Source organism: Nonomuraea sp. NPDC049378, from assembly GCF_055586745.1.
Genome location: NZ_JBVJHP010000019.1, coordinates 57675 through 79665, shown reverse-complemented (window position 1 = coordinate 79665; position 21991 = coordinate 57675). Strand labels below are relative to the sequence as shown.

The 21991-nt window shown below is 73.9% G+C and carries 18 protein-coding genes and 1 pseudogene; 15 read left to right on the top strand and 4 right to left on the bottom strand.

Annotated elements, in window-relative coordinates; translation table 11 throughout:
* The first annotated feature begins 79 nt into the window (after nucleotides 1–79).
* Both yczE and ACZ6SA_RS35485 read left to right on the top strand, forming a co-directional pair.
* Complete coding sequence (yczE, locus tag ACZ6SA_RS35490) at nucleotides 80–658, top strand: membrane protein YczE (protein WP_465833147.1); 579 nt, start codon at nucleotides 80–82, stop codon at nucleotides 656–658.
* Nucleotides 659–764: 106 nt separating this feature from the next.
* Entirely contained in the window at nucleotides 765–2519 is a 1755-nt protein-coding gene (locus ACZ6SA_RS35485; protein ID WP_347644659.1) for a glycoside hydrolase family 15 protein, read from the top strand.
* A gap of 70 nt (nucleotides 2520–2589) precedes the next feature.
* Here the strand turns inward: ACZ6SA_RS35485 and ACZ6SA_RS35480 are convergent, their stop codons facing one another.
* The 3 genes and pseudogenes from ACZ6SA_RS35480 to ACZ6SA_RS35470 all read right to left on the bottom strand — a co-directional run.
* A complete protein-coding gene (locus ACZ6SA_RS35480; RefSeq protein ID WP_347644660.1) occupies nucleotides 2590–3519 on the bottom strand; it encodes a lytic transglycosylase domain-containing protein in 930 nt (309 codons plus the stop codon).
* Nucleotides 3520–3715: 196 nt separating this feature from the next.
* The gene (locus ACZ6SA_RS35475; RefSeq protein WP_347644661.1) at nucleotides 3716–3943 is read right to left on the bottom strand and encodes an MBL fold metallo-hydrolase; all 228 of its coding nucleotides are present in this window, start codon (nucleotides 3941–3943) and stop codon (nucleotides 3716–3718) included.
* A 202-nt stretch (nucleotides 3944–4145) separates the two neighbouring features.
* A pseudogene (locus ACZ6SA_RS35470) lies at nucleotides 4146–4313 on the bottom strand (MBL fold metallo-hydrolase); the annotation flags it as partial.
* A 216-nt stretch (nucleotides 4314–4529) separates the two neighbouring features.
* On the opposite strand from ACZ6SA_RS35470, the gene ACZ6SA_RS35465 reads away from it, so the two are divergent.
* A complete protein-coding gene (locus ACZ6SA_RS35465) occupies nucleotides 4530–6656 on the top strand; it encodes a WD40 repeat domain-containing serine/threonine protein kinase (protein WP_465833144.1) in 2127 nt (708 codons plus the stop codon).
* A gap of 38 nt (nucleotides 6657–6694) precedes the next feature.
* On the opposite strand, the gene ACZ6SA_RS35460 is transcribed toward ACZ6SA_RS35465, so the two are convergent.
* Nucleotides 6695–7966 carry a cation:proton antiporter gene (locus ACZ6SA_RS35460; RefSeq protein WP_465833142.1) on the bottom strand — a complete coding sequence of 424 codons (1272 nt, stop codon included), beginning with the start codon at nucleotides 7964–7966 and terminating at the stop codon, nucleotides 6695–6697.
* Between the two features lie 195 nt (nucleotides 7967–8161).
* Between ACZ6SA_RS35460 and ACZ6SA_RS35455 the strand changes: the two genes are divergently transcribed.
* The 12 genes from ACZ6SA_RS35455 (at nucleotide 8162) to ACZ6SA_RS35400 (ending at nucleotide 21932) form a co-directional block, all read left to right on the top strand.
* A complete protein-coding gene (locus tag ACZ6SA_RS35455) occupies nucleotides 8162–9949 on the top strand; it encodes an aldehyde ferredoxin oxidoreductase C-terminal domain-containing protein (protein WP_465833140.1) in 1788 nt (595 codons plus the stop codon).
* Between the two features lie 87 nt (nucleotides 9950–10036).
* Nucleotides 10037–10795, top strand: coding sequence for an SDR family NAD(P)-dependent oxidoreductase (locus tag ACZ6SA_RS35450; RefSeq protein WP_347644666.1), 759 nt, complete (start codon nucleotides 10037–10039; stop codon nucleotides 10793–10795).
* 2 nt (nucleotides 10796–10797) lie between these two features.
* Nucleotides 10798–12153, top strand: coding sequence for a class-II fumarase/aspartase family protein (locus tag ACZ6SA_RS35445; protein WP_347644667.1), 1356 nt, complete (start codon nucleotides 10798–10800; stop codon nucleotides 12151–12153).
* The gene (locus ACZ6SA_RS35440; RefSeq protein ID WP_347644668.1) at nucleotides 12146–13093 is read left to right on the top strand and encodes a thiamine pyrophosphate-dependent dehydrogenase E1 component subunit alpha; all 948 of its coding nucleotides are present in this window, start codon (nucleotides 12146–12148) and stop codon (nucleotides 13091–13093) included. The genes ACZ6SA_RS35445 and ACZ6SA_RS35440 overlap by 8 nt, the downstream gene beginning before the upstream one ends.
* Nucleotides 13086–14078 (top strand): alpha-ketoacid dehydrogenase subunit beta, encoded by a 993-nt coding sequence (locus tag ACZ6SA_RS35435; RefSeq protein ID WP_347644669.1) that lies wholly within the window; start codon nucleotides 13086–13088, stop codon nucleotides 14076–14078. Before ACZ6SA_RS35440 ends, ACZ6SA_RS35435 begins: the two co-directional genes overlap by 8 nt.
* A complete protein-coding gene (locus ACZ6SA_RS35430; protein ID WP_465833137.1) occupies nucleotides 14075–14563 on the top strand; it encodes a VOC family protein in 489 nt (162 codons plus the stop codon). Before ACZ6SA_RS35435 ends, ACZ6SA_RS35430 begins: the two co-directional genes overlap by 4 nt.
* On the top strand, nucleotides 14560–15408 hold the full coding sequence (locus ACZ6SA_RS35425) for an amidohydrolase family protein (RefSeq protein WP_465833135.1): 849 nt from the start codon (nucleotides 14560–14562) through the stop codon (nucleotides 15406–15408). Before ACZ6SA_RS35430 ends, ACZ6SA_RS35425 begins: the two co-directional genes overlap by 4 nt.
* Nucleotides 15405–16493 (top strand): Gfo/Idh/MocA family protein, encoded by a 1089-nt coding sequence (locus ACZ6SA_RS35420; protein ID WP_465833133.1) that lies wholly within the window; start codon nucleotides 15405–15407, stop codon nucleotides 16491–16493. The genes ACZ6SA_RS35425 and ACZ6SA_RS35420 overlap by 4 nt, the downstream gene beginning before the upstream one ends.
* A complete protein-coding gene (locus tag ACZ6SA_RS35415; RefSeq protein WP_347644673.1) occupies nucleotides 16490–17494 on the top strand; it encodes a LacI family DNA-binding transcriptional regulator in 1005 nt (334 codons plus the stop codon). The genes ACZ6SA_RS35420 and ACZ6SA_RS35415 overlap by 4 nt, the downstream gene beginning before the upstream one ends.
* A 263-nt stretch (nucleotides 17495–17757) precedes the next feature.
* On the top strand, nucleotides 17758–18720 hold the full coding sequence (locus tag ACZ6SA_RS35410) for an arabinan endo-1,5-alpha-L-arabinosidase (RefSeq protein ID WP_347644674.1): 963 nt from the start codon (nucleotides 17758–17760) through the stop codon (nucleotides 18718–18720).
* A gap of 165 nt (nucleotides 18721–18885) precedes the next feature.
* The gene (locus ACZ6SA_RS35405) at nucleotides 18886–19926 is read left to right on the top strand and encodes a LacI family DNA-binding transcriptional regulator (RefSeq protein ID WP_465833130.1); all 1041 of its coding nucleotides are present in this window, start codon (nucleotides 18886–18888) and stop codon (nucleotides 19924–19926) included.
* Nucleotides 19923–21932 (top strand): beta-galactosidase, encoded by a 2010-nt coding sequence (locus ACZ6SA_RS35400; protein ID WP_465833128.1) that lies wholly within the window; start codon nucleotides 19923–19925, stop codon nucleotides 21930–21932. The genes ACZ6SA_RS35405 and ACZ6SA_RS35400 overlap by 4 nt, the downstream gene beginning before the upstream one ends.
* Nucleotides 21933–21991: the final 59 nt, after the last annotated feature.

The following is a 21991-nucleotide window of genomic DNA, read 5'->3' as shown; positions in this document are numbered from 1 at the left end:
TTTTCGTGATTGGTTCTGTTTTGGCAAGCCAGTGGCCTGCCACTCTGGGTCCACTATGAGTGACACGACCGCCCCTCGCGTGGCTTCCCTTCCCGCACGAGTGCTCCGCCTCTACGGCGGGCTGGCCCTGTACGGGCTGGGCATCGGGCTCCAGGTGGAGTCCAGCCTGGGCAACGACCCGTGGGACGTCTTCCACCAGGGCCTGGCGATCAGGACGGGGACGACCATCGGCACCATGATCATCATCGTCGGCGCCCTGGTCATGCTGCTGTGGATCCCGCTGAAGCAGAAGCCGGGCTTCGGGACCATCAGCAACGTGGTGTTCCTGGGTCTGTTCGCCGATGCCGCGATCTTCCTGCTGCCCTCGCCGGAGCACGTCGCGGCCCAGGCGTCGTACCTCGCGCTCGGGGTCGTCTCCATCGCCCTGGCCACGGTCCTGTACATCGGGGCGGGAATGGGCCCCGGCCCGCGTGACGGCATCATGACCGGGCTGATGCGGCTCGGCCTGTCCGTACGGCTCGGCCGTTTCCTCATCGAGGTCACCGTGCTGACCGCCGGGTGGCTGCTCGGCGGCACCGTGGGCGTGGGAACGCTGGTGTTCGCGCTGGCCATCGGGCCGATGACGCAGCTGTTCACCCGCTGGTTCCCGCTGACGTGATCCCGTGACCGGTCCGGGCATGACGCGACATGACCCGGCCCGGTCACGGAATCACCCGCACGGCAGGAAGCCGGACCACCACGGACGGTTCCGGTAGCGTCTAGGCATGCGGATCGAGGATTATGCCCTGATCGGAGACATGCAGTCGGCCGCGCTGGTGGCCAGGGACGGCTCCATCGACTGGTTGTGCCTGCCCAGGTTCGACTCGCCGGCGTGTTTCGCTGCGCTGCTGGGCAGCGAGCGCCACGGCCACTGGTGGCTCGGGCCCACCGGCAGGAAACCGGCGACCAGGCGCCGTTACCGTCCCGACACGCTCATCCTGGAGAGCGAGTGGGACACTCCGACGGGCACCGTCCGGGTGATCGACTTCATGCCTCCCCGCGACAGGAACCCCGACGTCGTGCGCATCGTCGAGGGCGTCTCCGGCACCGTGGAGATGTCCACGGTGGTCAGGGTGCGTTTCGACTACGGCAGGATCGTGCCGTGGGTGCGCAGGACCGACGGTCACCTGCAGGCCGTCGGCGGTCCCGACTCCGTGTGGCTGCACGCCCCCGTGCCGCTGAAGGGCGGCGACTACGCCCACCGGGCGACGTTCACCGTCGAGGAGGGCCAGCGGCTGCCGTTCGTGTTCACCTGGCACCCCTCGCACGAGCCGATGCCGCCGCAGATCGCCTGCGAGGAACAACTCGCCGAAAGTGAGACGTTCTGGGCGGAGTGGGTGGCGCGCTGCACCTACGACGGCCCCTACCGCGAGGCCGTGACGCGGTCGCTGATCACGTTGAAGGCGCTCACCTACGCGCCGACGGGCGGCATCGTCGCCGCGCCCACCACGTCGCTGCCCGAGGACCTGGGCGGGGTGCGCAACTGGGACTACCGGTTCTGCTGGCTGCGCGACGCGACGCTGACGCTCGACGCGCTCATCTCGTCCGGCTTCCTGGAAGAGGCCGCCGACTGGCGTGCCTGGCTGCTGCGCGCCATCGCCGGGCGACCGCAGGACCTGCAGATCATGTACGGCGTCGCGGGCGAGCGGCGGCTGCCCGAGCTGCGCCTCGACTGGCTCGACGGCTACGAGGACTCCCGCCCCGTGCGCATCGGCAACGAGGCGGTCAAGCAGCTGCAGCTCGACGTGTACGGCGAGGTGATGAACTCCCTGTTCGTCGCCCGCGAGCGCGGCCTGTCCCCCGACGAGCGGGCGTGGGCCATCCAGCGGCAGCTGCTCGACTACGTGACCGAGCACTGGGACGAGCCCGACGAGGGGTTGTGGGAGGTGCGCGGGCCGCGCCGGCACTTCGTGCACTCCAAGGTGATGTGCTGGGTGGCGCTCGACCGGGCCGTCAAATACGTCGAGCGGTTCGGCCGTACGGGTCCCGTGGAGAAGTGGCGGGCCCTGCGCGACAACATTCACGCCGAGATCTGCGAGAAGGGCTTCGACGAGACGCGCAACACCTTCACCCAGTCGTACGGGTCGGTGGAGCTGGACGCGGCCCTGCTGATGCTGCCGATGGTCGGGTTCCTGCCGATCGACGACCCGCGCATGGCGGGCACGGTGGCGGCGATCGAGAAGGAGCTCATGTCCGAGGGCTTCGTGCTGCGTTATCCGCTGGCCGACGACAACGACGTCGACGGCCTGCCCGGCGGCGAGGGCGCGTTCCTGGCCTGCAGTTTCTGGCTGGTGGAGGTGATGGCGATGCAGGGCAGGAAGGACGAGGCGAAGAACCTGTTCGAGCGCCTGCTGTCGCTCCGCAACGACGTGGGCCTGCTCGCGGAGGAGTACGACCCCCGCTACCACCGCCTGGTGGGCAACTTCCCGCAGGCGTTCAGCCACGTGCCTCTGGTCCACGCCGCCCGCGCCCTGGCATAGGCGCCCGGGGGGCCGCCCCGTGCTGCGCCGGCCGCACGGAGGCGCGCCGCCCGACCGGCCTTCGCGACGCTCAAGGGCCGGTCAGGCGGCGCTCGCCGGCGGTGGTGATGACGTACACCTGCCAGTTGTAGTACACGTAGTAGTTCCGCGGATCGCGCTTGATCTGGCGGGCGTGCAGGAGGATGGCGTTCACGTACGCCTGCGACGGGTTGTAGGCGTGCAGCGCCCGCTGATAGTCGCGCGGCGCGCCGCTGGCCTTGAGGTAGTTGGCCGCGGCCATCACGGCGTCGCGCGGGTCGTGCACGTCGCCGCCCATCCCGTACGCCTTCCAGGTCGCCGGCATGAACTGCATCGGCCCCTGGGCGCCCACGTGGCTGGCCGACTTCACCCGGCCGAACTTCGTCTCCGAGAGCATCACCGCCGCCAGCACCTCCCACTCCACCCCGAACCGGCGCTCGGCCTTCTTGAAGAACCCGAGCAGTTCGGCGGCCGGGCGGGCCGGCTGGACCTTGAACGGCGTCGACGGCTTGATCGGGTGGGCCAGGGCCAGGAGCTCGCGGATGGCGCGCGTGTTGTCCTTGGCCTGGGCGGCAAGGCCCTTCGGCAGGCGGGCGAAGGCCCGGGAGGCGAGCTTGGGATGGCGGGCCGCGTAACGGTGGATGCGCTGGTGGTGGAGGGCCAGGAGCTCGACGTCCTCCGGCGGCTTGCCCTTCTTGCCCTTCCAGGCGTCGATGGCGTCGTTGAGCGCGGAGGTGGTTTCCTTCAGGGCTGAGGCGAGCTTCGCGGCGTTCGCGGGGATCTTCTCGTCGGGGTCGGGGAGCGTCCGGCTCGGCGCGGGTGTCGCGGTGCCGGTGAGGGCCGCCAGCGGCTGGCGCGCGGGGGCGTTCTGCACGGGCGCCGGGGTTCCGCAGGCCGCCGTCCCCGTGAGGGCCGCGGCCGCCAGCGCGGCGAGCGCGCGACCCCGGCCGGTGAGTCGTGGGTGCTTCTGGCGTTCCTCCATGGGCCGCCAACCTACCCGGTTCCGGCCCGCGCGCACCGGCCCCACGGGCGATCCGGCATACGTCCCGCGTCACGCGCCCCCGGCCCGCCGTCCGGACCCGCACCACGCGCGATCCGACCTTCTCGCTCCGGGCCAGTGCGGCGCGCGGGGCGACACGCCGCCCAGACCTGTGCGGCCCCGCGGGCGGAGGTGGCGTTCAGAGCGGTACGGCGCGCAGGCGGGCGGAGGCGTCGCCGGTCAGCGGGTCGCCGTGGCCGACGCAGACGAGCGACACGTCGAGCTCCGCCAGGCGGCGGAACGAGCCGGCGGCCGCCTGCCGGTCGGCGTTGAAGACGCCCAGCATCGTGTTGCCTCCGGGGTTGGCGATCACGTGGGCGCCGCCGCCGAAGCCGAGCACCTCGCCGCCGGCCAGCTCGCGATGCACCCGCGGGCTTCGGCGGGCTCATCGACGGGAGGGACTCGAACAGTTCCCGCTCCCAGGCGGGCATGGCGGTGAGGTCGGGAAGCTGCTGGCCGCGCTCGCCGCGCAGGACGGGGGCGTGCGCCATGACGGTGGCGTCCGTGCCGAGCTCGGAGAGGGCTCCCCAGTGGTCGTCGTGGCCGTGGGTGACGACGACGGCGCGCAGGTCGCCGGGCGCGTGCCCGAGGCTTTCGACGGCGGCGAGCAGGTCGGGGCCCGAGCCGGGCTCGCCGGTGTCGATGAGGGTGAGCCCGTCAGCATCGCGCCGCAGGTATGCCTGGCCGACGCGGAACCGGAGATGGTGCAGGGTCGGCGATAGTTCGATCGACTCCATGTGCCGGCCATCGCCGTTCTTCCAAGGGCGCCGGTATCGAGGGGCGCCCCGCGCCGTCCCGATCGCCCTGCTCCCCACGCCTGCGGCGGGACGGGCATCCGGGGCGGTCGCGACCGGCGGCGCGGGACACGTCGTAGTCGAGCACCGGGTCTTCGTCCAGGCGCGGTTATGGCCATATTGTGTGGATCGTTCAAATAGATCGAGCAAAGGGGCGGGATGCCGGAGATACGCCCGCTCCGGCCGGACGATCCGCAGCACATCGGCGGCCACCGGCTGCTCGGCGTGCTCGGCACCGGCGGGCAGGGAGTGGTCTACCAGGGCGCCGGTGACCCGGGGCCTGACGTGGCCATCAAGGTGCTGCACAGCCACCTGAGCCACGACGGCGGCGCCACCGCCGACTTCATGCGGGAGGTAGAGGCGGCGCGGCGGGTGGCCGCGTTCTGCACGGCGGCGGTGCTGGACGTCGGCATGCTGGGCGATCGGCCGTACATCGTGAGCGAGTACGTCCCCGGCGACACGCTGCAGGCGGTCGTCCGCTCCCAGGGGCCGCGCGCCGGCGGGGCGCTCGACCGGCTCGCGATCTCCACGCTGACCGCGCTGACAGCCATCCACCAGGCCGGGGTCGTGCACCGGGACTTCAAGCCGGGCAACGTCCTGATGGGCCCCGACGGGCCGATCGTCATCGACTTCGGGATCGCCAAGGCACTCGACGCCTCGACGCACACGTCCGGGCTGGTCGGGACTCCTGCGTACATGTCGCCCGAGCAGTTCGGGTCCGGGCGGGTGGGGCCTGCGTCGGACGTGTTCAGCTGGGCGGGCACGATCGTCTTCGCGGCCACGGGACGCGCTCCCTTCGCGGGCACGACGGTGGCCGCCGTCGTGAACAGCGTGATCAACGGCGTACCGGATCTTTCTGGAGTGCCGGGACACCTGCTGCCGCTGATCGAGACGTGCCTGTCCAAAGACCCCGCCTCCCGGCCCACCCCCACCGACCTGCTGCAGGACATCATCCGGCGGACGAACCCCGCGGGCGGGCCGCACCCCACGACGCCGGGCCTACGGGAAGGACGGTCGCCGCACCCGGCCAGGTCGCTCAGCCGCCGGGTGGTGATCGGCGGAGTGGCCGCGGCGGCCGCGGCAGGGGTGTCCGCCCTCGCCGTGTTACGGCCCGACCGCGCCTTCCTCGATCCCGGCCGCACACCGCTCCCGCCAGGCGTCGAGCACACAAGCGGTGCCGGCCAGGAGGTCTCCTCGTCCGCCTCCCCCCGAACACCCGGCACCGGCACCCCGGCGACCGCACGGGCACCCACACGGGCCGCCTCGGCCGAGCCGTTCGGCACGCCGGTCAGGGGGCCCGTGCCGCTGCCCTCGAAGTCCGGCGATCCGGTGTCCATGGCCGCCTCGGAGACGGCGGTCGTGTGCGCCACCACAACGGGACTCGTGCTGGCCTGGGACGTGAACGCGGCGGGCGACGGCGCGGCGGCTGTCACCGCGCTCGGCGACGGCGGAGGCACGGCCACCTCGGTGGCCGCCGGCCGGGTGGACGGCCGCCCGGTGGCGGCTTCCGGGCACGCCGACGGCAGGATGCGGCTGTGGACCCTGACGGGCGAGAGCCTGGCCGACCACCGGGCCGGCGACCCGGTCATCGCGGTCACGATCACACGCGGGGGCACGGACGAGGACACTGACGGGGGCAGGGCGATCGCCGTGTCGCAGAAGTACGACCTCGTCCAAGACCTGCGCAGCGTCGTACGGCTGTGGGACATCGCCACCGGCAAGCAGATCGGCCCGGCGATCCGCGACCACTACCAGGGCGTCCACGGCCTGGCGTTCGGCCGGCTCGGCACCGACGACGTGCTCGTCACGGGGGACGGCCGCGGGCGCGTCCGGGTGTGGCGCCTGTCGACGGGAAAGCCGCGGCACTCGTTCGGCATGGGGCGGTACAGCGGGATCGAGTTGCTGGCCTGCGGCGAGATCGAGGGCCGGCCCGTGGTCGTCTCGACGCACCAGAACGCCACCCTCCGCGTGCACGACCTGGTGACGGGCAAGCGCAGGAAGATGTGGAACTTCAGCGGCAGAAGCCCCGATGACCGGGGCACCACCGCGCTCGTGGCCGGGCGGCTCGGCGGCCTCCCCATCGCGGCCGTGACCCACGCTCCCGTGGGCGGTGAGGTCATCGTCCGGATCTGGGACCTCGACGAGGCCCGGGTCATCGGCGCGCTGCGTCCCGCGGACGGCGGCGCCGTCCACGCCCTCACCCTGGCCGAGCTCGACGGCAGGCCGGTGATCGCGGGCGCGGGCGAGTACGGGAAGGCGCAGGTCTGGAGTCTCGGCCCGGCCTGACCCGCCCCGGTCACGACCGGCATGAGGGCGGTGGGTGGTCAGGGGGCGGGCTGGGCGGCCGGTGAGCTGGTCTCGGCGCGGTCGCGGAGCGCGTCGACGCGCCTCATGACCGGGGTGGCCGTGAGGCCGTGCAGGACGACCGAGGCCACCACGGTGAATCCCGTCACCGCCCACAGCTCCTCGGCGGGTACGCCGAAGCCGGCCTGGCCCAGCGCGTACGTCAGGTAGAACAGCGATCCGATCCCCCGGATGCCGAAGAACGAGATCACCAGGCGTTCCCTGGGCCCGGCCGGACCGCGCAGCTGCGCGAGCCAGCCCGTCAGCGGCCGGATGACGAGCAGGAGGAGAAGCGCGACGGCCGCGCCGCGCCACGTGAGCCCTGACAGGCCGCCGACGGCGACGAAACCGCCGAGCAGGAGCAGCAACCAGGCCGTGAACAGCCGCTCGATCTGCTCCACGAAGCCGTGCAGGACGTTGTTGTAGCCGTGCCCGTGCTCGGCCCGCCTGATGGCGCACGCGGTGACGAACACCGCGATGAAGCCGTACCCGTGCGTGAGCTCCGTCACCCCGTACGACAGGAACGTGGCGGCCAGGGCGACGAAGCCGTCGCGGCGCTCCGACAGGCGCAGCCCGCTGGACGGTGCGCGGAAGAACAGGCGGCCGAGCAGCCAGCCGATCAGCAGCCCCGAGACGATGCCGGCGGCGGTGCGGTAGAGCACGTCCATCAGCGCCCACTCCCCCAGCCAGCCGGTCCCGCCGGCGACCGCGACGGCGACGGCGGCGTACACGATGGGGAAGGCCAGCCCGTCGTTGAGCCCGGCCTCCGAGGTGAGGGCGAAGCGCACCTCGTCGTCGGCGTTCTCGGCGTCGACGGGCTCGCCGACGTGCACGTCGGAGGCGAGCACCGGGTCCGTGGGCGCCAGCACCGCCCCGAGCAGCAGCGCCGCCCCGGCGGGCCAGCCGAGCAGGAGGGCGGCGGCGACGGCCACGCTGGCCACGGTGAGCGGCATCGCCAGGCCGAGCAGCCGCCACGTCGTCGACCAGGCGCGCATTCCGGCCCGCCGGTTGATCGCGAGACCCGCCCCCATGAGGGAGACGACGACGCACAGTTCGGTGATGTGCTCGAGCGCCACGCGGTGGGCGACCGGGTCGGGCTCCGGCAGGCCGATCGGCAGGGCGAAGAGCGCCATGCCGCCCAGCAGGTAGACGAGGGGTAAGGACAGAGGTCTGCGGGAGATCACCTGGGGCAGGAAGGCGGCCAGCAGCGCGGCGCCACCGCCCAGGGCGAGGACGAGATCGGGAGTGGTCATCGCCTGATCTCCTGCCCGGGCGGCGGAGGAAAATCCGTGTCGGCCGCCGTCCGCGCTCTTTTCGCCCATCAAGGATGGAAGCAGGCCGGGTTGCGCCGTACGCGTGATATGTGATGGTGTGCCGCTCCTGAGGTCTGGCGGACGGCGACGGGCCTGCCCGGGGCCGGCCGCCTCCTTCGACTCAAGGAGGCTTTGTTGCCGTTCATTGTCGATCTGACCAGCGGGAGCGTCGAACGCGAAGACCGCTCGGCCGAGAGGGGACACTACGGCGGCTCCATCCTCGGGCTGCGGCTGATGGCCGAGCGCACGCCCGCCGGGCTGGATCCGTACGACCCCCGCGCCCTGCTGTACGTGGCCGCGGGCATGCTGGGCGGGACGGCGGCGCCCGGCCTGGCCAAGGCCGTCTTCCTGGCCAAGTCGCCGCTGACGGGGGTGGCCGGGGAGGCACACGCGTTGGGGCCGTTCGCGGCCGGGATGCGCGGGGCGGGGGCGAAGGCGCTGGCCGTGCTGGGGCGGGCGGAGCGGCCGTCGTACCTGCTGGTCGAGGGCGGCGAGGTCATGTGCCGCGACGCCGGCGACCTGTGGGGGCTCGGCGTCGCCGCGACCACGGACGCCCTGCGGGCCAGGCACGGCGCGGCGGCCCAGGTGGCGGCCATCGGGCCCGCCGGGGAGAACCTCGTCAGGTACGCGAGCGTGGTCACCGGCCACGCCCACCCCGCCGGGCGGTACGGCCTGGGCGCGGTCTTCGGCGCCAAGAACCTCAAGGCGGTCGTGTGCGCGGGCGACGCTGCCGCGCCGGTCGCCGACCCGGGCACGATCGCCTCGCTGACGGCCTTCTACCGGGAGTCGCTGGCCACGAACCCGCTGGCGGCGCTGCAGGCGGGCGAGCCGGGGTTCGCCGGGTGGGCGGGCGACCCTCTCGACCCCGGCTACGCGTCCGTGCGGAACTTCTCGGTGCCGGGGGCGGGCGGGCTGCGCGTTCCGGCCGTCCGCGACTACGACGGGCGGGCGGTGGCGACCACGGGCGCGTGCCCGGGGTGCCCGAACGACTGCCTCAAGGTGTACGCCCCGCCCGGACTGAGCGAGCGGCGCACCGGCGGGCTCGGGCAGGAGGCGTTCCTGTCGCTCGGGTGGAACCTGGGGATCGACGACCTCGACGCCGTGCTCGCCGCGAACGCCCTCTGCAACGACCTCGGCCTCGATCCCGTCTCGCTCGGCGGGACGCTCGCCTTCGCGATGGAGTGCGCGGCGCGCGGCCTGCTGCCCGGCGGGCCGGCGTTCGGCGACGCGGCGGCGCTGCCGGGGCTGATCAGGGACGTGGCCGCCCGTGCCGGCGCGCTGGGCGACCTGCTGGCGGAGGGGTCGGCCAGGGCGGCGGCGCGGGTGGGGCCGGGGGCGGCGGCGTACGCGATGACCGCCCGGGGTGCGGAGCTGCCGTGTTTCGATCCCCGGATCCAGCCCGGTGTCGGGCTCGGGTACGCGCTCGCGCCGGGCGGCCCGCGCTACGACGCCCTGGAGCACGACCTCGACTTCGATCCCGTCGCGGGGCTGGGCTACAGCTTCCCCGAGGCGCGGCGGATCGGCGCGGAGCCCGCCCCCGCCGGAGTGCTGGACGAGGAGCGCGGGCGGCGCACCGCCCGGCTGCTGCGGCTCTGGAGCGGTCTCGACGCGCTCAACCTGTGCGTCTTCGCCTCCTCCCCCACGCGCCCGCTGACCGTCGACCGCCTGACGGCGCTGGTCACCGCCGTGCTCGGCGACGCGTTCACGCTGGAGGACCTGCTGGCGGCCGGGCAGCTCCGGCTCGACGAGATGCGCGCGTACGCGGCCAGGGAGGGCGGCGCTCCCGGCGGGCTGCCCGCCCGGATGCACGACGAGCCGATCACGGAGGGCCGCCACAAGGGCGCGGTGCTCGACCGCGCCGCGTTCGCGCGGGCGAGCGCGGCGTTCTGCGCGGAACTCGGCTGGCAGGACATTTCCCGATAGAACAATTGATCTCCCTCTTGTTCGGTTCGCGAGGCCGCTGTTAGGGTCAGGTCAATCGTTTGACTGACGAGAGGGAGACCATCGGGGATGGCTGTCACGATCGACCTGAGCGGGCGCACGGCGCTCGTCACGGGCGGTGCGGGCGGCCTCGGGCCGGCGTGCGCCCGCGCGCTGGCCGAGGCAGGAGCGGACGTCGTGCTCTCCGACCTGGAGAGCCCGAGGCTCGCCGAGACGGCGGCCGCGCTGGGCGTCACCGCGCGGCCGGCCGACCTCACCGACCGGTCCCAGGCCCAGGCCCTGGCCGCCCATCCCGGCCGGCTCGACGTGCTGGTGAACTGCGCCGGCGTCATGCGCACCACGCCGCTGCTGGACATCGAGCCGGACGAATGGCTGCGGATCGTGGACACCAACCTCAACGCCGCCTTCTGGCTCACCCAGGCCGTCGGCCGGCGGATGGCCGAGCAGGGCGGCGGCTCGATCATCACCCTCGCCTCCGTCGCCGCCCGCTCGGGCCGCCCGAACGCGGCCCACTACTCGGCCACCAAGACGGCGCTGCTCTCCCTGACGAAGTCGGCGGCCGAGGCGCTCGCCCCCGTACGGGTCAACGCGGTCTGCCCCGGCGTCTTCCTCACCCCCATGTGGGACGAGATCATCGCCGACCGCGACCGCCGCTTCGGCCCCGGCGCGGGCGCCGCCCACCTCAAGGAGGTCGGCGAGCGTACGCCGCTGGGCCGCCCCGGCCGGCCCGAGGAGGTCGCCTCCGCGGTGTTGTTCCTGGCCAGCGATCTGGCCTCGTTCGTCACGGGCCAGGCGCTGAACGTCGACGGCGGACTGGAGATGAACTGACCGTGGCCGCCTCCTCCGCGCAGACGTTCAAGCTGCTGCCCGAGCTGTTCGCCGACCGCGCGATGGCCGGGATCTTCTCCGCCGAGCGCACCGTGCTCGCCTGGCTGCGCACCGAGGCCGCGCTCTCCCGGGCCCAGGCCGAGGCGGGGATCATCACCGAGGCCGACGCGGAGGCCATCGCCGCGGCCTGCGTCCCGGGCACCATCGACCTCGACCGCCTCTGGGACGAGGCGGCGAACGTGGGCTACCCGATCCTCCCCCTCGTCCGGATGATCGCGGCGGCCCTCCCGGACGGGCCCGACGGCCGGGTCCACTACGGCGCCACCACGCAGGACATCATGGACACCGGCCTCGCCCTGCAGATGGGCGAGGCGCTCGACCACCTGGCCACGCTGCTCGGCTCCTTCGGCGACGCGCTCGCCCGTCTCGTGGCCGGGCACGCGGGCACCGTCATCGCCGCGCGCACGCACGCCCAGCAGGCGGTGCCCACGACGTTCGGCGCGAAGATGGCGGTGCTGCTGGCGGAGGCGGCGCGGCAGCGCGAGCGGGTCGCCGCCGCCGCACGCCAGGTGCGGGTCGTGTCGCTGTTCGGCGCCGGCGGCACGTCCGCGGCGATGGGCGAGCGCGCCCGCCAGGTGCGCGAGGGCGTGGCCGGGCGGCTCGGCCTGCGTACCACGGACGTGCCGTGGCACGTGGCCAGGGACGGCGTCGCCGAGTTCGGCGTGACCTGCGCGAGCCTGGCGGCCACGGCCGCCCGCTTCGCCCGCGAGGTCGTGGACCTGTCCAGGACCGAGGTCGGCGAGGTGCGCGAGGCCGGCGGCCACCACCGGGGGGCGTCCTCCACGATGCCGCAGAAGGCCAACCCCATCGGCTGCGAAGCCGTCATCGGCATGTCCGGCACGGCGGGGGCGCTCAGCTCCGGCCTGTTCCGCGCGATGGAGGCCGGCCACGAGCGGGCGGCCGGCGAGTGGCAGGTCGAGTGGTACGTCGTGCCGCTGCTGGCCGAGCTGGCCGCGGGCGCGCTGGCCACGGCCGCCGATGTCGCCGCCGGGCTGCGCGTCTATCCCGCCGCCATGCGGGCCAACCTGGGTGCGGAGGGCGGCCTGATCATGGCGGAGGCGTACATGATGCGCCTGGCGCCCGTGCTGGGCCGGGAGAAGGCGCACGACCTGGTCTACCAGGCTGCCCACGAGGCGCGCGAGCGCGGGCGCGCGCTGGCCGACGCCCTGCGCGACGTCGCCGGCCCCGACGACCTGGCGAGCCTGGGCACGCTGCCCATCCCGCCCGAGTCCTACATCGGCGACGCCGGGGCGATCTGCGCCGCGGCCCTGGACGCCTGGAGAAAGAGCGATGAGTGAGAGACGGCTCGCGGACCTGCTGGCCATGTGGCGGATCCGCGCGTTCGAGGAGAAGGTGCGCGACCTGCGCGCCGAGGGCCCGATCGTGGGGTCTGTGCACCTGTGCGTCGGCCAGGAGGCCATCCCGGCCGGCGCGTGCGACGTGCTGGAGCCGCGGGACGCGCTGTTCGCCACCTACCGCGGTCACGGCTGGGCGCTGGCCAGGGGCGTGCCGGCGGAGCCGCTGTTCGCCGAGCTGATGGGCCGGGCGACGGGGGTGAACGGCGGCCGGGGCGGCTCGGCCTACTTCACGGCCGCCGAGCACGGCTTCCACGGCGAGAACTCGATCGTGGGCGCCGGCGCGCCGATCGCGTGCGGGGCCGCGCTGGCGGGCAGGTTCGACGGCTCGGGCCGGGCCGCCGTGAGCGTCTTCGGGGACGGCGCGATGAACCAGGGGGCGGTGCACGAGGCGATGAACTTCGCCGCCGCCTTCTCCCTGCCGGTCGTCTTCGTCTGCGAGAACAACCGTTACTCGGAGCTGACGCCGATCGCCGACATGGTGCGCGCGCCGCGCCTGGCCGACCGGGCGGCCGCGTACGGGATGCCCGGGCACCGGATCGACGGCAACGACGCCGAGGCCGTGCGCTTCCACATGCGCGACGCCCTGGAGGTCGCCCGCGAGGGTGGCGGGCCGACGCTGCTGGAGTGCATGACCGAACGGCTGGTGGGCCACTACATCGGCGACGCCGAGGCGTACCGTCAGCCCGGCGAGCTGGAGCGGATCAGGCGCAGGGAGCCGATCGCGAGGCTGCGCGAGGGCCTGCTCGCCGACGGGGTCCCCGCCGACGACGTCGACGCGGTGGAGCGCCGGGCGCGGGCGGAGATGGAGTCCGCCGCCGCGGCGGCGCTCGACGCGCCGCTCGCCGACCCCGCGACCGCGAGGGAGCACCTGTATGCATGAGCGCGATCTCACCTACGGCGAGGCCGTGAACGCGGCCCTGCACCGGCTCATGGAGGAGCTGCCGGAGACACTCGTCTACGGCGAGGACGTCGCCGTGCCGGGCGGCGTGTTCGGCGTCACCAGGGGCCTGCGCAAGCAGCACGGCGACCGGGCGTTCGACACGCCGATCAGCGAGTCGGCCATCCTCGGCAGCGCGGTGGGCGCGGCGATGATGGGCTCCCGCCCGATCGTCGAGATCATGTGGGCCGACTTCTCCCTGGTGGCGCTCGACCAGATCGTCAACCAGGCGGCCAACGTGCGCTACGTCTCGGGCGGGCGGCTGAGCGCCCCGCTGACGATCCGCACCCAGCAGGGCAACGCGCCGGGCGCGTGCGCCCAGCACTCCCAGTGCCTGGAGGCGCTGTTCCTGCACGTGCCGGGGCTGCGGGTGTGCATGCCGAGCACGCCGCAGGACGCCTACGACCTGCTGGTGACGGCCGTGCACTGCGACGACCCGGTGCTGGTGATCGAGAACCGCACGCTGTACTTCGGCGCGAAGGAGCAGGTCCGGGTCGGCGGCCCGGTCGAGCCGATGGGCGGGGCGCGCACCCGCCGTCCCGGCTCCGACGTCACGGTCGTCACCTGGGGCGCCATGACGCACCGGGTGCTGGAGGCGGCCGAGGCGCTGGCCGGCGAGGGGATCGACGCCGAGGTGCTGGAGACGCCGTGGCTCAACCCGTTCGACACCGGGGCGGTGCTGGCGAGCACCCGCCGCACCCGCAGGCTGGCGGTCGTGCACGAGGCGAACGTCACCGGCGGCTTCGGCGCTGAGGTCGTCGCCCGCGTGGCCGGCGCCGGGGTGCCGCTGCTCGCGCCGCCCGTCAGGATCGGGACGCCGGACGTGCGGATGCCGGCCGCGCCGGCGCTGGCGCGGGCCCTGGTGCCCGGCGCCGATCGCGTCGCGGACGAGCTCCGCGCCCTGGCCCGGCGGGAGGCTCCGCGATGAGAGGCGTCTGGCACTTCTCGTTCACGGTCGCCGACCTCGACAGGTCCGTGGCCTTCTACCGCGACCTGCTCGGATTCGCCCTCGTGCACCGGCAGGAGCAGGACAACGCCTACACCCGCAGGCTCGTCGGCTACCCCGACGCGGTGCTGCGCGTCGCCCAGCTCGCCGTGCCCGGCCAGCCCCGCGGCGTCTCCACCCACGACCTGGAACTGGTCGAGTACGTACGGCCCAGGGGCCGGCCGCGCGACCCCGCCCGCCACCTGCCCGGCGCCGCCCACCTGGCGCTCGCGGTCGAGGACGCCCGCGAGGAGCACGCCCGGCTGTCGGCGGCCGGCGTGAGCTTCGTCAACCCGCCCGCAGAGATCACCGCGGGCGTCAACAAGGGCGGCTACGCCTGCTACTTCCTCGACCCCGACGCGATCACACTGGAGCTGGTCCAACCCCCCGCGAACCCGCTCGGACGATCTGGCGAGGAGGCCGGATGACCGTCGTAGACGCCCACCAGCACTTCTGGAACCTCGAGACCGGCTCCTTCCCGTGGCTGACTCCGGAGTCGGGGCCGATCTTCCGCACGTTCGAGCCGGACGAGCTTCTCCCCCAGCTCGCCGCCGCCGGAGTCGAGCGCACGGTCCTGGTGCAGGCGATGGACTCCTACGCCGACACCGACGCCATGCTCGCGCAGGCCGACGCCCACGACGTGATCGGCGCGGTGGTGGGCTGGGTGCCGCTGCGGCGGCCGGACGAGGCGGCCGGGGCGCTGGAGCGCTACCGGCGCCATCCGAAGTTCGCCGGGGTGCGCCACCTCATCCACGACGAGCCCGACCCCGACTGGGTGCTGCAGGACTCCGTGATCGAGGGGCTGCGGCTGCTGGCGGCGGCCGGGCTGCCGTTCGACGTGGTGGCCGTGCTGCCCCGGCACCTGGAGCACGTGCCGGTGCTGGCCGAGCGGGTGCCGGGCCTGCGGATGGTCATCGACCACCTCGCCAAGCCGCCGATCAGGGAGAAGGGCTGGGAGCCGTGGGCGTCGCTGCTCGCCCGCGCGGCCGAGTGCCCGCAGGTGTACGCCAAGGTGTCCGGGCTGAACACCGCGGCCGACGCCGCGGCCTGGACGGCCGCCGACCTGCGGCCGTACGTGGAGCACGCGCTGGAGTCGTTCGGGCCCGAGCGGCTCATGTTCGGCAGCGACTGGCCGGTGGCGCTGCTGGCCGGCGACTACGCGAAGGTGTGGCGGGAGACGGGCGCGGCGCTGTCCGGGCTGTCGCCGGCCGATCGCGCGGCCGTGCTGGGCGGCACCGCGACCCGCTTCTACGGCATGGAGGAGCCGGCATGATCGACGTTTTCGCGCCCATCGCCGCCGCGGCCGGCCTGGCCGTCCCCGCCGGACACCGGCTGCCGATCGCGGTGGTCGGCGCGGGGGCGATCGTCGACGTCGCGCACCTGCCCGCCTACCGGCGGGCCGGGCTGGAGGTGGCCGGGCTGTTCGACCTCGACGCCGGGCGGGCCGCCGAGGTGGCCGGCCGGCACGGGGTGCCCAGGACGTACGGGTCGCTGGAGGAGCTGCTGGCCGACGAGCGGGCCGCCGTGGTCGACATCGCGGTCGCGCCGGGGGCGCAGCCCGCCATCGCGCGGGCGGCGCTGGCGGCCGGCAAGCACCTGCTGTGCCAGAAGCCGTTCGCGCCCGACGTCGCGACCGGTCAGGAGATCGTCGAGCTGGCGGCGGCCCGCGGGCTGAAGGTCGCGGTCAACCAGCAGCTCCGCTTCGACGAGGGCGTCGCCGCCGCCCGCGCCATGGTCCGCGCGGGCTGGATCGGCGAGCCGACGGCCATGACGTTCACGGTGAACATCCACACCGACTGGAGCGCCTGGGACTGGCTCGTCAGCTCCGAGCGGCTGGAGATCGTCTACCACTCCATCCACTATCTCGATGCGATCCGCTCGGTCCTCGGGGACCCCGAGCTCGTCTTCTGCACCGGCAGCCGCACGCCGGGCCAGGTCGCCAAGGGCGAGACCAGGACGATGAGCACGCTGGTCTACCCGGGCGACGTGCGGGCGCTGGTCCACGCCACGCACGAGAACCGCACCGGCGACCAGGAGGCGTCGTTCCGCATCGACGGGACGGAAGGCGCGATCAAGGGCACGCTCGGCCTGCTCTACGACTATCCGCACGGCCGCCCCGACACCCTGGCCGTCAACAGCCGCTCGTTGCCGACCGACGGCTGGCTGCCGTACCCGGTGACCACGCGGTGGCTGCCGGACGCGGTGGCCGGGCCGATGGGCTCGCTGCTGCGGGCGATCGCCGAGGGCGGCGAGCCGGAGACGTCCGGGGCCGACAACCTCGGCACGCTGCGCCTGATCCACGCCCTCTACCGCTCGATGGACAAGGGCGAGAGCGTGCGTCCAGGATCGTCGGCATGAAGCGTTCACGGGTCACGCTCGCCGACGTCGCCGCGATGGCGAGGGTCGACAGGGCCGTCGTCTCCCGCGTGATCAACAAGGACCCCACGCTCAACATCCGCCAGGAGACGCGGGAGCGGGTGCTGACCGCGATCGACAGGCTCGGCTACCGGCCCAACGTGGCCGCGCGGAGCCTGCGCACCGCGCGTGCGCACATGTTCGGGCTGTTCATCCCCGACTTCGCCAACCCCGTCTACGCGGAGATCATCAAGGGCGCGGAGTCCGAGGCGGCCTCCCAGGGGTACGTCCTGGTCACCGGCAGCGCCATCGGCGCCGGGCTCGGCGAGTACATGGACCGGATCGGGCAGGGCCGCATCGACGGCCTGCTGCTGGCCGGGGCGGGCGACGAGGCCGGGCTCGTGGAGCACCTCGACCGGGCCGCCATCCCGTGGATCATGCTCAACAACCGCAGCAGGAGCGTCGAGCGGTACGTCATCCTCGACGACGAGCGGGCCGCCGCGCTCGCGGTGGAGCATCTCGTACGCCTCGGTCACCGCCGCATCGCCCACCTGGCGGGACCGGCCGCCGCCGACACGGCCGGCCGCAGGTCGGCGGGCTACTCGGCGGCGATGCGCGAGGCGCGGCTGCCGGAGGGCCCGATCGTGGCGGCGGGGTACACGCCGGCCGGCGGCGCGGCGGCGATGGCCCGGCTGCTCGGCGGCCCCGAGCGGCCGACGGCGGTGTTCGTGGCGAACGTGGCCTCGGCGATCGGCGCGATGGAGGGGGCGCGCTCGGCCGGTTTGGAGATCCCGCGGGACGTGTCGATCGTGGCCGTGCACGACCTGGAGCTGGCCAGTTACCTGTTCCCCGCCCTGACCACGGTGCGGATGCCGCTGGCGGAGCTGGGCCGCCGCGGCGTCACCCTGCTCGCCGGGCTCAGGCCCGACGACAAGGTGGCCGAGGTGCTGGCCGGGCCCGTGGAGCTCATCCAGCGCCGGTCCACCGCGCCGCCGCCCGGGTGACGCGCGGGTGCCGGGTTGTCGCTGTGGCGCAGCGCGGCAGGCACTGTTAGCGCTAACAGAGGGGGCGAAGCAGCTCGAACGTAGGCTTGGCCGGCGTCCCTGTCAAGGCCCGGGGCCGGTCCCCGCGGAGCGCGCCCGGACGGCCGTGAAAGTTTCACGCGGCGGTTGACGTCCGTCAGAGGCGGGGTTTACATGTCGTGCGGCGCAGCGTCAGGCAGGCGGACCACGAACGGCGGCACGGCCGCCCCCGAAGGAGGACCCCTGTGCGTCGCCTCGCACGTCTGATCGGCACCTCGTCGGCCGCGCTCGCGCTCCTCGCGAGCACGGCCTTCGCCTACCCCGACCCCGGCCACGTCACCGGGGACGTCGTCGTCCACGACCCCACGATGATCCGCACCTCGACCGGATATGTGCTCTATTCCACCCACGGCTACCTGGAGGCGCGCACCTCCACCGACCGCATCGCCTTCTCCCGCGCCGGATCCGCCTTCCGCACGCCGCCGTCGTGGTGGCGCGCCTACTCCTCGGGCAACGATCCGTGGGCGCCGGACATCTCCCAGCACGGCGGGCGCTATCTGCTCTACTACGCGGTCTCCAGCTTCGGCTCCAACCACTCCGCGATCGGCCTGGCCACCAGCTCGACCGGGCAGCCGGGCTCGTGGACCGACCAGGGCGTCGTCTATGCGACCACGACCAGCTCCGACCACAACGCCATCGACCCGAACCTGCTCGTGGACGCCTCCGGCCGGTGGTGGCTGAGCTTCGGCTCCCACTGGAGCGGCATCCGGATGATCCGGCTGGACCCCTCGACGGGCAAGCGGCTTCCCGGCGACGGCACGCTCCACCACCTCGCCACCCGCCCCGACGCGCCCCGCGCCGTCGAGGCGCCCCACATCGTCAGGCACGGCGACCACTACTACCTGTTCGCCTCCTACGACCGGTGCTGCGCCGGCACGAGCAGCACGTACAAGGTCAAGGTCGGCCGCTCCACCAGCCCGACCGGCCCGTACGTCGACCGCTCGGGGCGGCCCATGCTGGGCGGCGGCGGCACGCCGGTCCTGGAGACGCACGGCCGGTTCGTCGGCCCCGGCGGGCAGAGCATCATGCGGGACGTCGACGGCGACCTGCTCGTCTACCACTATTACGACGGCGCGGACAACGGTACGCCCAAGCTCGGGATCAACCTCCTCGGCTGGGATTCCGGCGGCTGGCCGTACGTGCACTAGAGCCCCGCGGGCGCGCCCCGGTCACGCCTGCGCGGCCGGGGCCGCCTTTCTGGACATCCGAATCAAGACCATTGACATCCACACAAAACGGACCCTACGTTGTGCGAAACGTTTCGACAACCGTATCGGCCCCTCCGGCCGAGCGTGCCCAGGGTCGGGAGCAGGATGTCCTCATTACGAGACGTGGCCGAGCGCGCGCAGGTCGCGATCAGCACCGTGTCGGCCGCGCTCAACGGGACCCGGCCGGTCGCGGCCGGCACCAGGCGGCGCATCGAGCAGGCCGCGGCCGAGCTCGGCTACCGCCCCAACCTGCTGGCCAGGGGCCTGCAGAGCAAGCGCACCCGCATCCTCGCGCTGCTGTACCCCGCCCCGCGCAGCGGCTTCGGCCTGACGGAGATGGAGTTCGCCACCGGCGCCGCCGAGGCGGCCCGCGAGCTGGGCCACCACCTGCTGCTCTCCCCCGAGCACGCCGACCCGATCGAGGAGCTGCGCCACCTCACCGGCGTCGGGCTGGTCGAGGGGGTGCTGCTCATGGAGGTCGGCCTCGACGACGAGCGGGCGTCCTTCCTGTCGGCGGCGGGCGTGCCGTTCAGCATGATTGGGCGCACCAGGGACCCCGGCTCGATCGACTACGCCGACATCGACTTCGCGGCCACGGCCGGGTCCGCCGTGGCGCACGTGGCCGCGCTCGGCCATCGCGCGCTCGCCTTCTTCAACCTCTCCGCCGACGCGTACGCCGCCGGCTACGGCCCCGCGGTCCGCGCCGGCGAGGAGTTCGCGGCCGCCGCGCGGGCGGCCGGGATCGGCTATGTGGACGGCTACCGCCCGGGGTCGGCGGAGGAGGGCCGCGAGGCGTTCGAGCGGCTCGTGGACGCGCACCCCGGCGTGACCGCGCTGGCCGTGATGGACGACCACGCGGCGGTCGGGGTGATCGCGGCCGTGGCGGCGCGCGGATGGCGGATCCCCGAGGACCTGACCCTGATGCTGGTGTTGTCGTCGGCCCGGGTCGCGGAGATGTTCCACCCCAGGCTGACGACGCTGGAGCCGCCCGGCACGGAGCTCGGCAGGCTCGGCGCGCGCATGCTCGTCGACCGGCTGCGCGGCGACGGGCCGCCCCAGCAGCGGCTGGTGCCCTGCCGGCTGGTGGCCGGCGACAGCTCCGCGCCCCCACGGACGACCGGGCGGGACGGGAGGAGGCGGGCATGACCGCACGGCTGGGGATGCACACGCTCACCGCGGGCCGCGGGCTGCTGTTCGGCGGCGACTACAACCCCGAGCAGTGGCCGGAGGAGGTGTGGGCGCAGGACGCCGAGCTGATGCGCGCGGCCGGGGTCAACCTGGTCACCGTCGGCGTGTTCAGCTGGGCCAGGCTCGAACCCGAGCCGGACGTGCGTGACTTCGGCTGGCTGGACCGGGTGCTCGACCTCATGGGCGAGAACGGCGTCGCGGTGGACCTGGCCACCCCCACCGCCTCGCCGCCGCCGTGGCTGGGGCACCGCTGGCCGCAGACGCTGCCGGTCGACGAGTCGGGGCACCGGCTCTGGTACGGCGCGCGCAACCAGTTCTGCCCCTCCTCGCCCGTCTACCGCGAGCGCGCCCTGTCGATCGTCTCCGCCCTGGCCTCCCGGTACGCCGGCCACCCGGCGCTGGCCCTGTGGCACGTCGGCAACGAGTACGGCCAGGTCTGCCACTGCGACGAGTCGGCGGCCGCGTTCCGCGCCTGGCTGCGCGAGCGCTACGGCGACCTGGAGACGCTCAACGAGGCGTGGGGCACCACGTTCTGGAGCCAGCGCTACGGCGACTGGGCCGAGATCGTCCCCCCGCGGCTGGCCCCGTACATCATCAACCCGTCGCAGCGCCTCGACTGGCGGCGCTTCTGCTCCGACGCGCTGCTGGAGCACTACCGGGCCGAACGTGACCTCCTGCGGGAGCACACCCCCGGCACGCCGGTGACCACGAACTTCATGGGGCTGTTCAAGCCGGTCGACTACTGGTCGTGGGCGGGCGAGGAGGACGTCGTCTCCAACGACTGGTATCCGGAGCCGGGCGACCCGCTGGCCCCGGCGCGCACGGCGCTCACCCACGACCTGATGCGCGGGCTCGCGGGGGGCCGGCCGTGGCTGCTGATGGAGCAGGCCACGAGCGCCGTCAACTGGCGCCCGCACAACCTGCCCAAACCGCCCGGCCAGTTCCGGCTGGAGTCGCTGCAGGCGCTGGCCCGCGGCGCGGACGGGCTCTGCTACTTCCAGTGGCGGGCCTCCAGGTTCGGCGCCGAGCGTTTCCACGCCGCGATGGTGCCGCACGCCGGGCCGGACACGCGGCTGCACGCGGCGGTCCGCGCCCACGGCCGGGAGCTGCGCGGGCTCGCCTCCGTGGCGGGCACGCCGGTTCCCGCGCGGGTGGCGATGGTGTTCGACTGGGCGAGCTGGTGGGCGCTGGAGGAGCGCGGCCGCCCCAGCGACCGCCTCGACGCGACCGGCCAGCTGCTCAGCTACTACCTGCCGCTGTGGGAGCGCGGCGTGAGCGTGGACGTGGTGCCGCCCTCCGCCGACCTGTCCGGCTACACGCTGGTGGTGGTCCCGAACCTGTTCCTCGTCGGCGACCGGGACGCGGCGGCGCTGACCGCCTACGCGCGCGGCGGCGGCGTGCTGGTGGTCGGGCCGTTCTCCGGGGTGGTGGACGAACGCTCGCACGTGCGTACGGGCAGGTTCCCCGCGCCGCTGCGCGAGGTGCTGGGCGCGTCCGGCGAGGAGTGGCGGCCGGCGCCCGACGACGTGCCGGTGCGCTGCCGGTGGGCCGGCGGCGCCGCCTTCACCGCGCACACCTGGACGGAGCTGGTGGCGGCCGAGGGCGCGCAGGCGGTGGCGGAGTTCGCCGGCGGCGACCTCGCGGGCGGCCCCGCCGTGCTGCGGCATCGCGCCGGCGACGGCGTCGCCTGGTACGTGGCGACCATGCCCGAGGCCGCCGCGCTCGGCGAGATCATCGAGCGGGCGCTGGCCGACGCCGGCGTGGCCGGCGCGCTGCCACGGCTGCCGCCCGGTGTCGAGGCGGTACGCCGCGGCGACGTGCTGTTCCTGCTCAACCACGGCGCCGGGACGGCTGTCGTGCCCATCCCCTGGCAGGCGGAGGACCTGCTGACCGGAGCCGTCGCGGGCGGCGAGGTCACGCTGGCTCCCCGCGACGTCGTCGCGCTGCGCCCCCACGCTGAATGACCCCTGCTCACCGTTGCGGCCCACTGTTCTGCGAAAGGAGGGGCGGCGCCTACCGCCGG

Excerpts from the sequence above, each read along its gene's own strand:
- ACZ6SA_RS35460 (WP_465833142.1), bottom strand. The coding sequence starts at position 7,966 with ATGACCACTCCCGATCTCGTCCTCGCCCTGGGCGGTGGCGCCGCGCTG.
- ACZ6SA_RS35425 (WP_465833135.1), top strand. The coding sequence starts at position 14,560 with ATGACCGTCGTAGACGCCCACCAGCACTTCTGGAACCTCGAGACCGGC.
- ACZ6SA_RS35420 (WP_465833133.1), top strand. The coding sequence starts at position 15,405 with ATGATCGACGTTTTCGCGCCCATCGCCGCCGCGGCCGGCCTGGCCGTC.
- ACZ6SA_RS35450 (WP_347644666.1), top strand. The coding sequence starts at position 10,037 with ATGGCTGTCACGATCGACCTGAGCGGGCGCACGGCGCTCGTCACGGGC.
- ACZ6SA_RS35435 (WP_347644669.1), top strand. The coding sequence starts at position 13,086 with ATGCATGAGCGCGATCTCACCTACGGCGAGGCCGTGAACGCGGCCCTG.
- ACZ6SA_RS35465 (WP_465833144.1), top strand. The coding sequence starts at position 4,530 with ATGCCGGAGATACGCCCGCTCCGGCCGGACGATCCGCAGCACATCGGC.
- ACZ6SA_RS35440 (WP_347644668.1), top strand. The coding sequence starts at position 12,146 with ATGAGTGAGAGACGGCTCGCGGACCTGCTGGCCATGTGGCGGATCCGC.
- ACZ6SA_RS35430 (WP_465833137.1), top strand. The coding sequence starts at position 14,075 with ATGAGAGGCGTCTGGCACTTCTCGTTCACGGTCGCCGACCTCGACAGG.
- ACZ6SA_RS35415 (WP_347644673.1), top strand. The coding sequence starts at position 16,490 with ATGAAGCGTTCACGGGTCACGCTCGCCGACGTCGCCGCGATGGCGAGG.
- ACZ6SA_RS35480 (WP_347644660.1), bottom strand. The coding sequence starts at position 3,519 with ATGGAGGAACGCCAGAAGCACCCACGACTCACCGGCCGGGGTCGCGCG.
- ACZ6SA_RS35405 (WP_465833130.1), top strand. The coding sequence starts at position 18,886 with ATGTCCTCATTACGAGACGTGGCCGAGCGCGCGCAGGTCGCGATCAGC.
- ACZ6SA_RS35400 (WP_465833128.1), top strand. The coding sequence starts at position 19,923 with ATGACCGCACGGCTGGGGATGCACACGCTCACCGCGGGCCGCGGGCTG.
- ACZ6SA_RS35485 (WP_347644659.1), top strand. The coding sequence starts at position 765 with ATGCGGATCGAGGATTATGCCCTGATCGGAGACATGCAGTCGGCCGCG.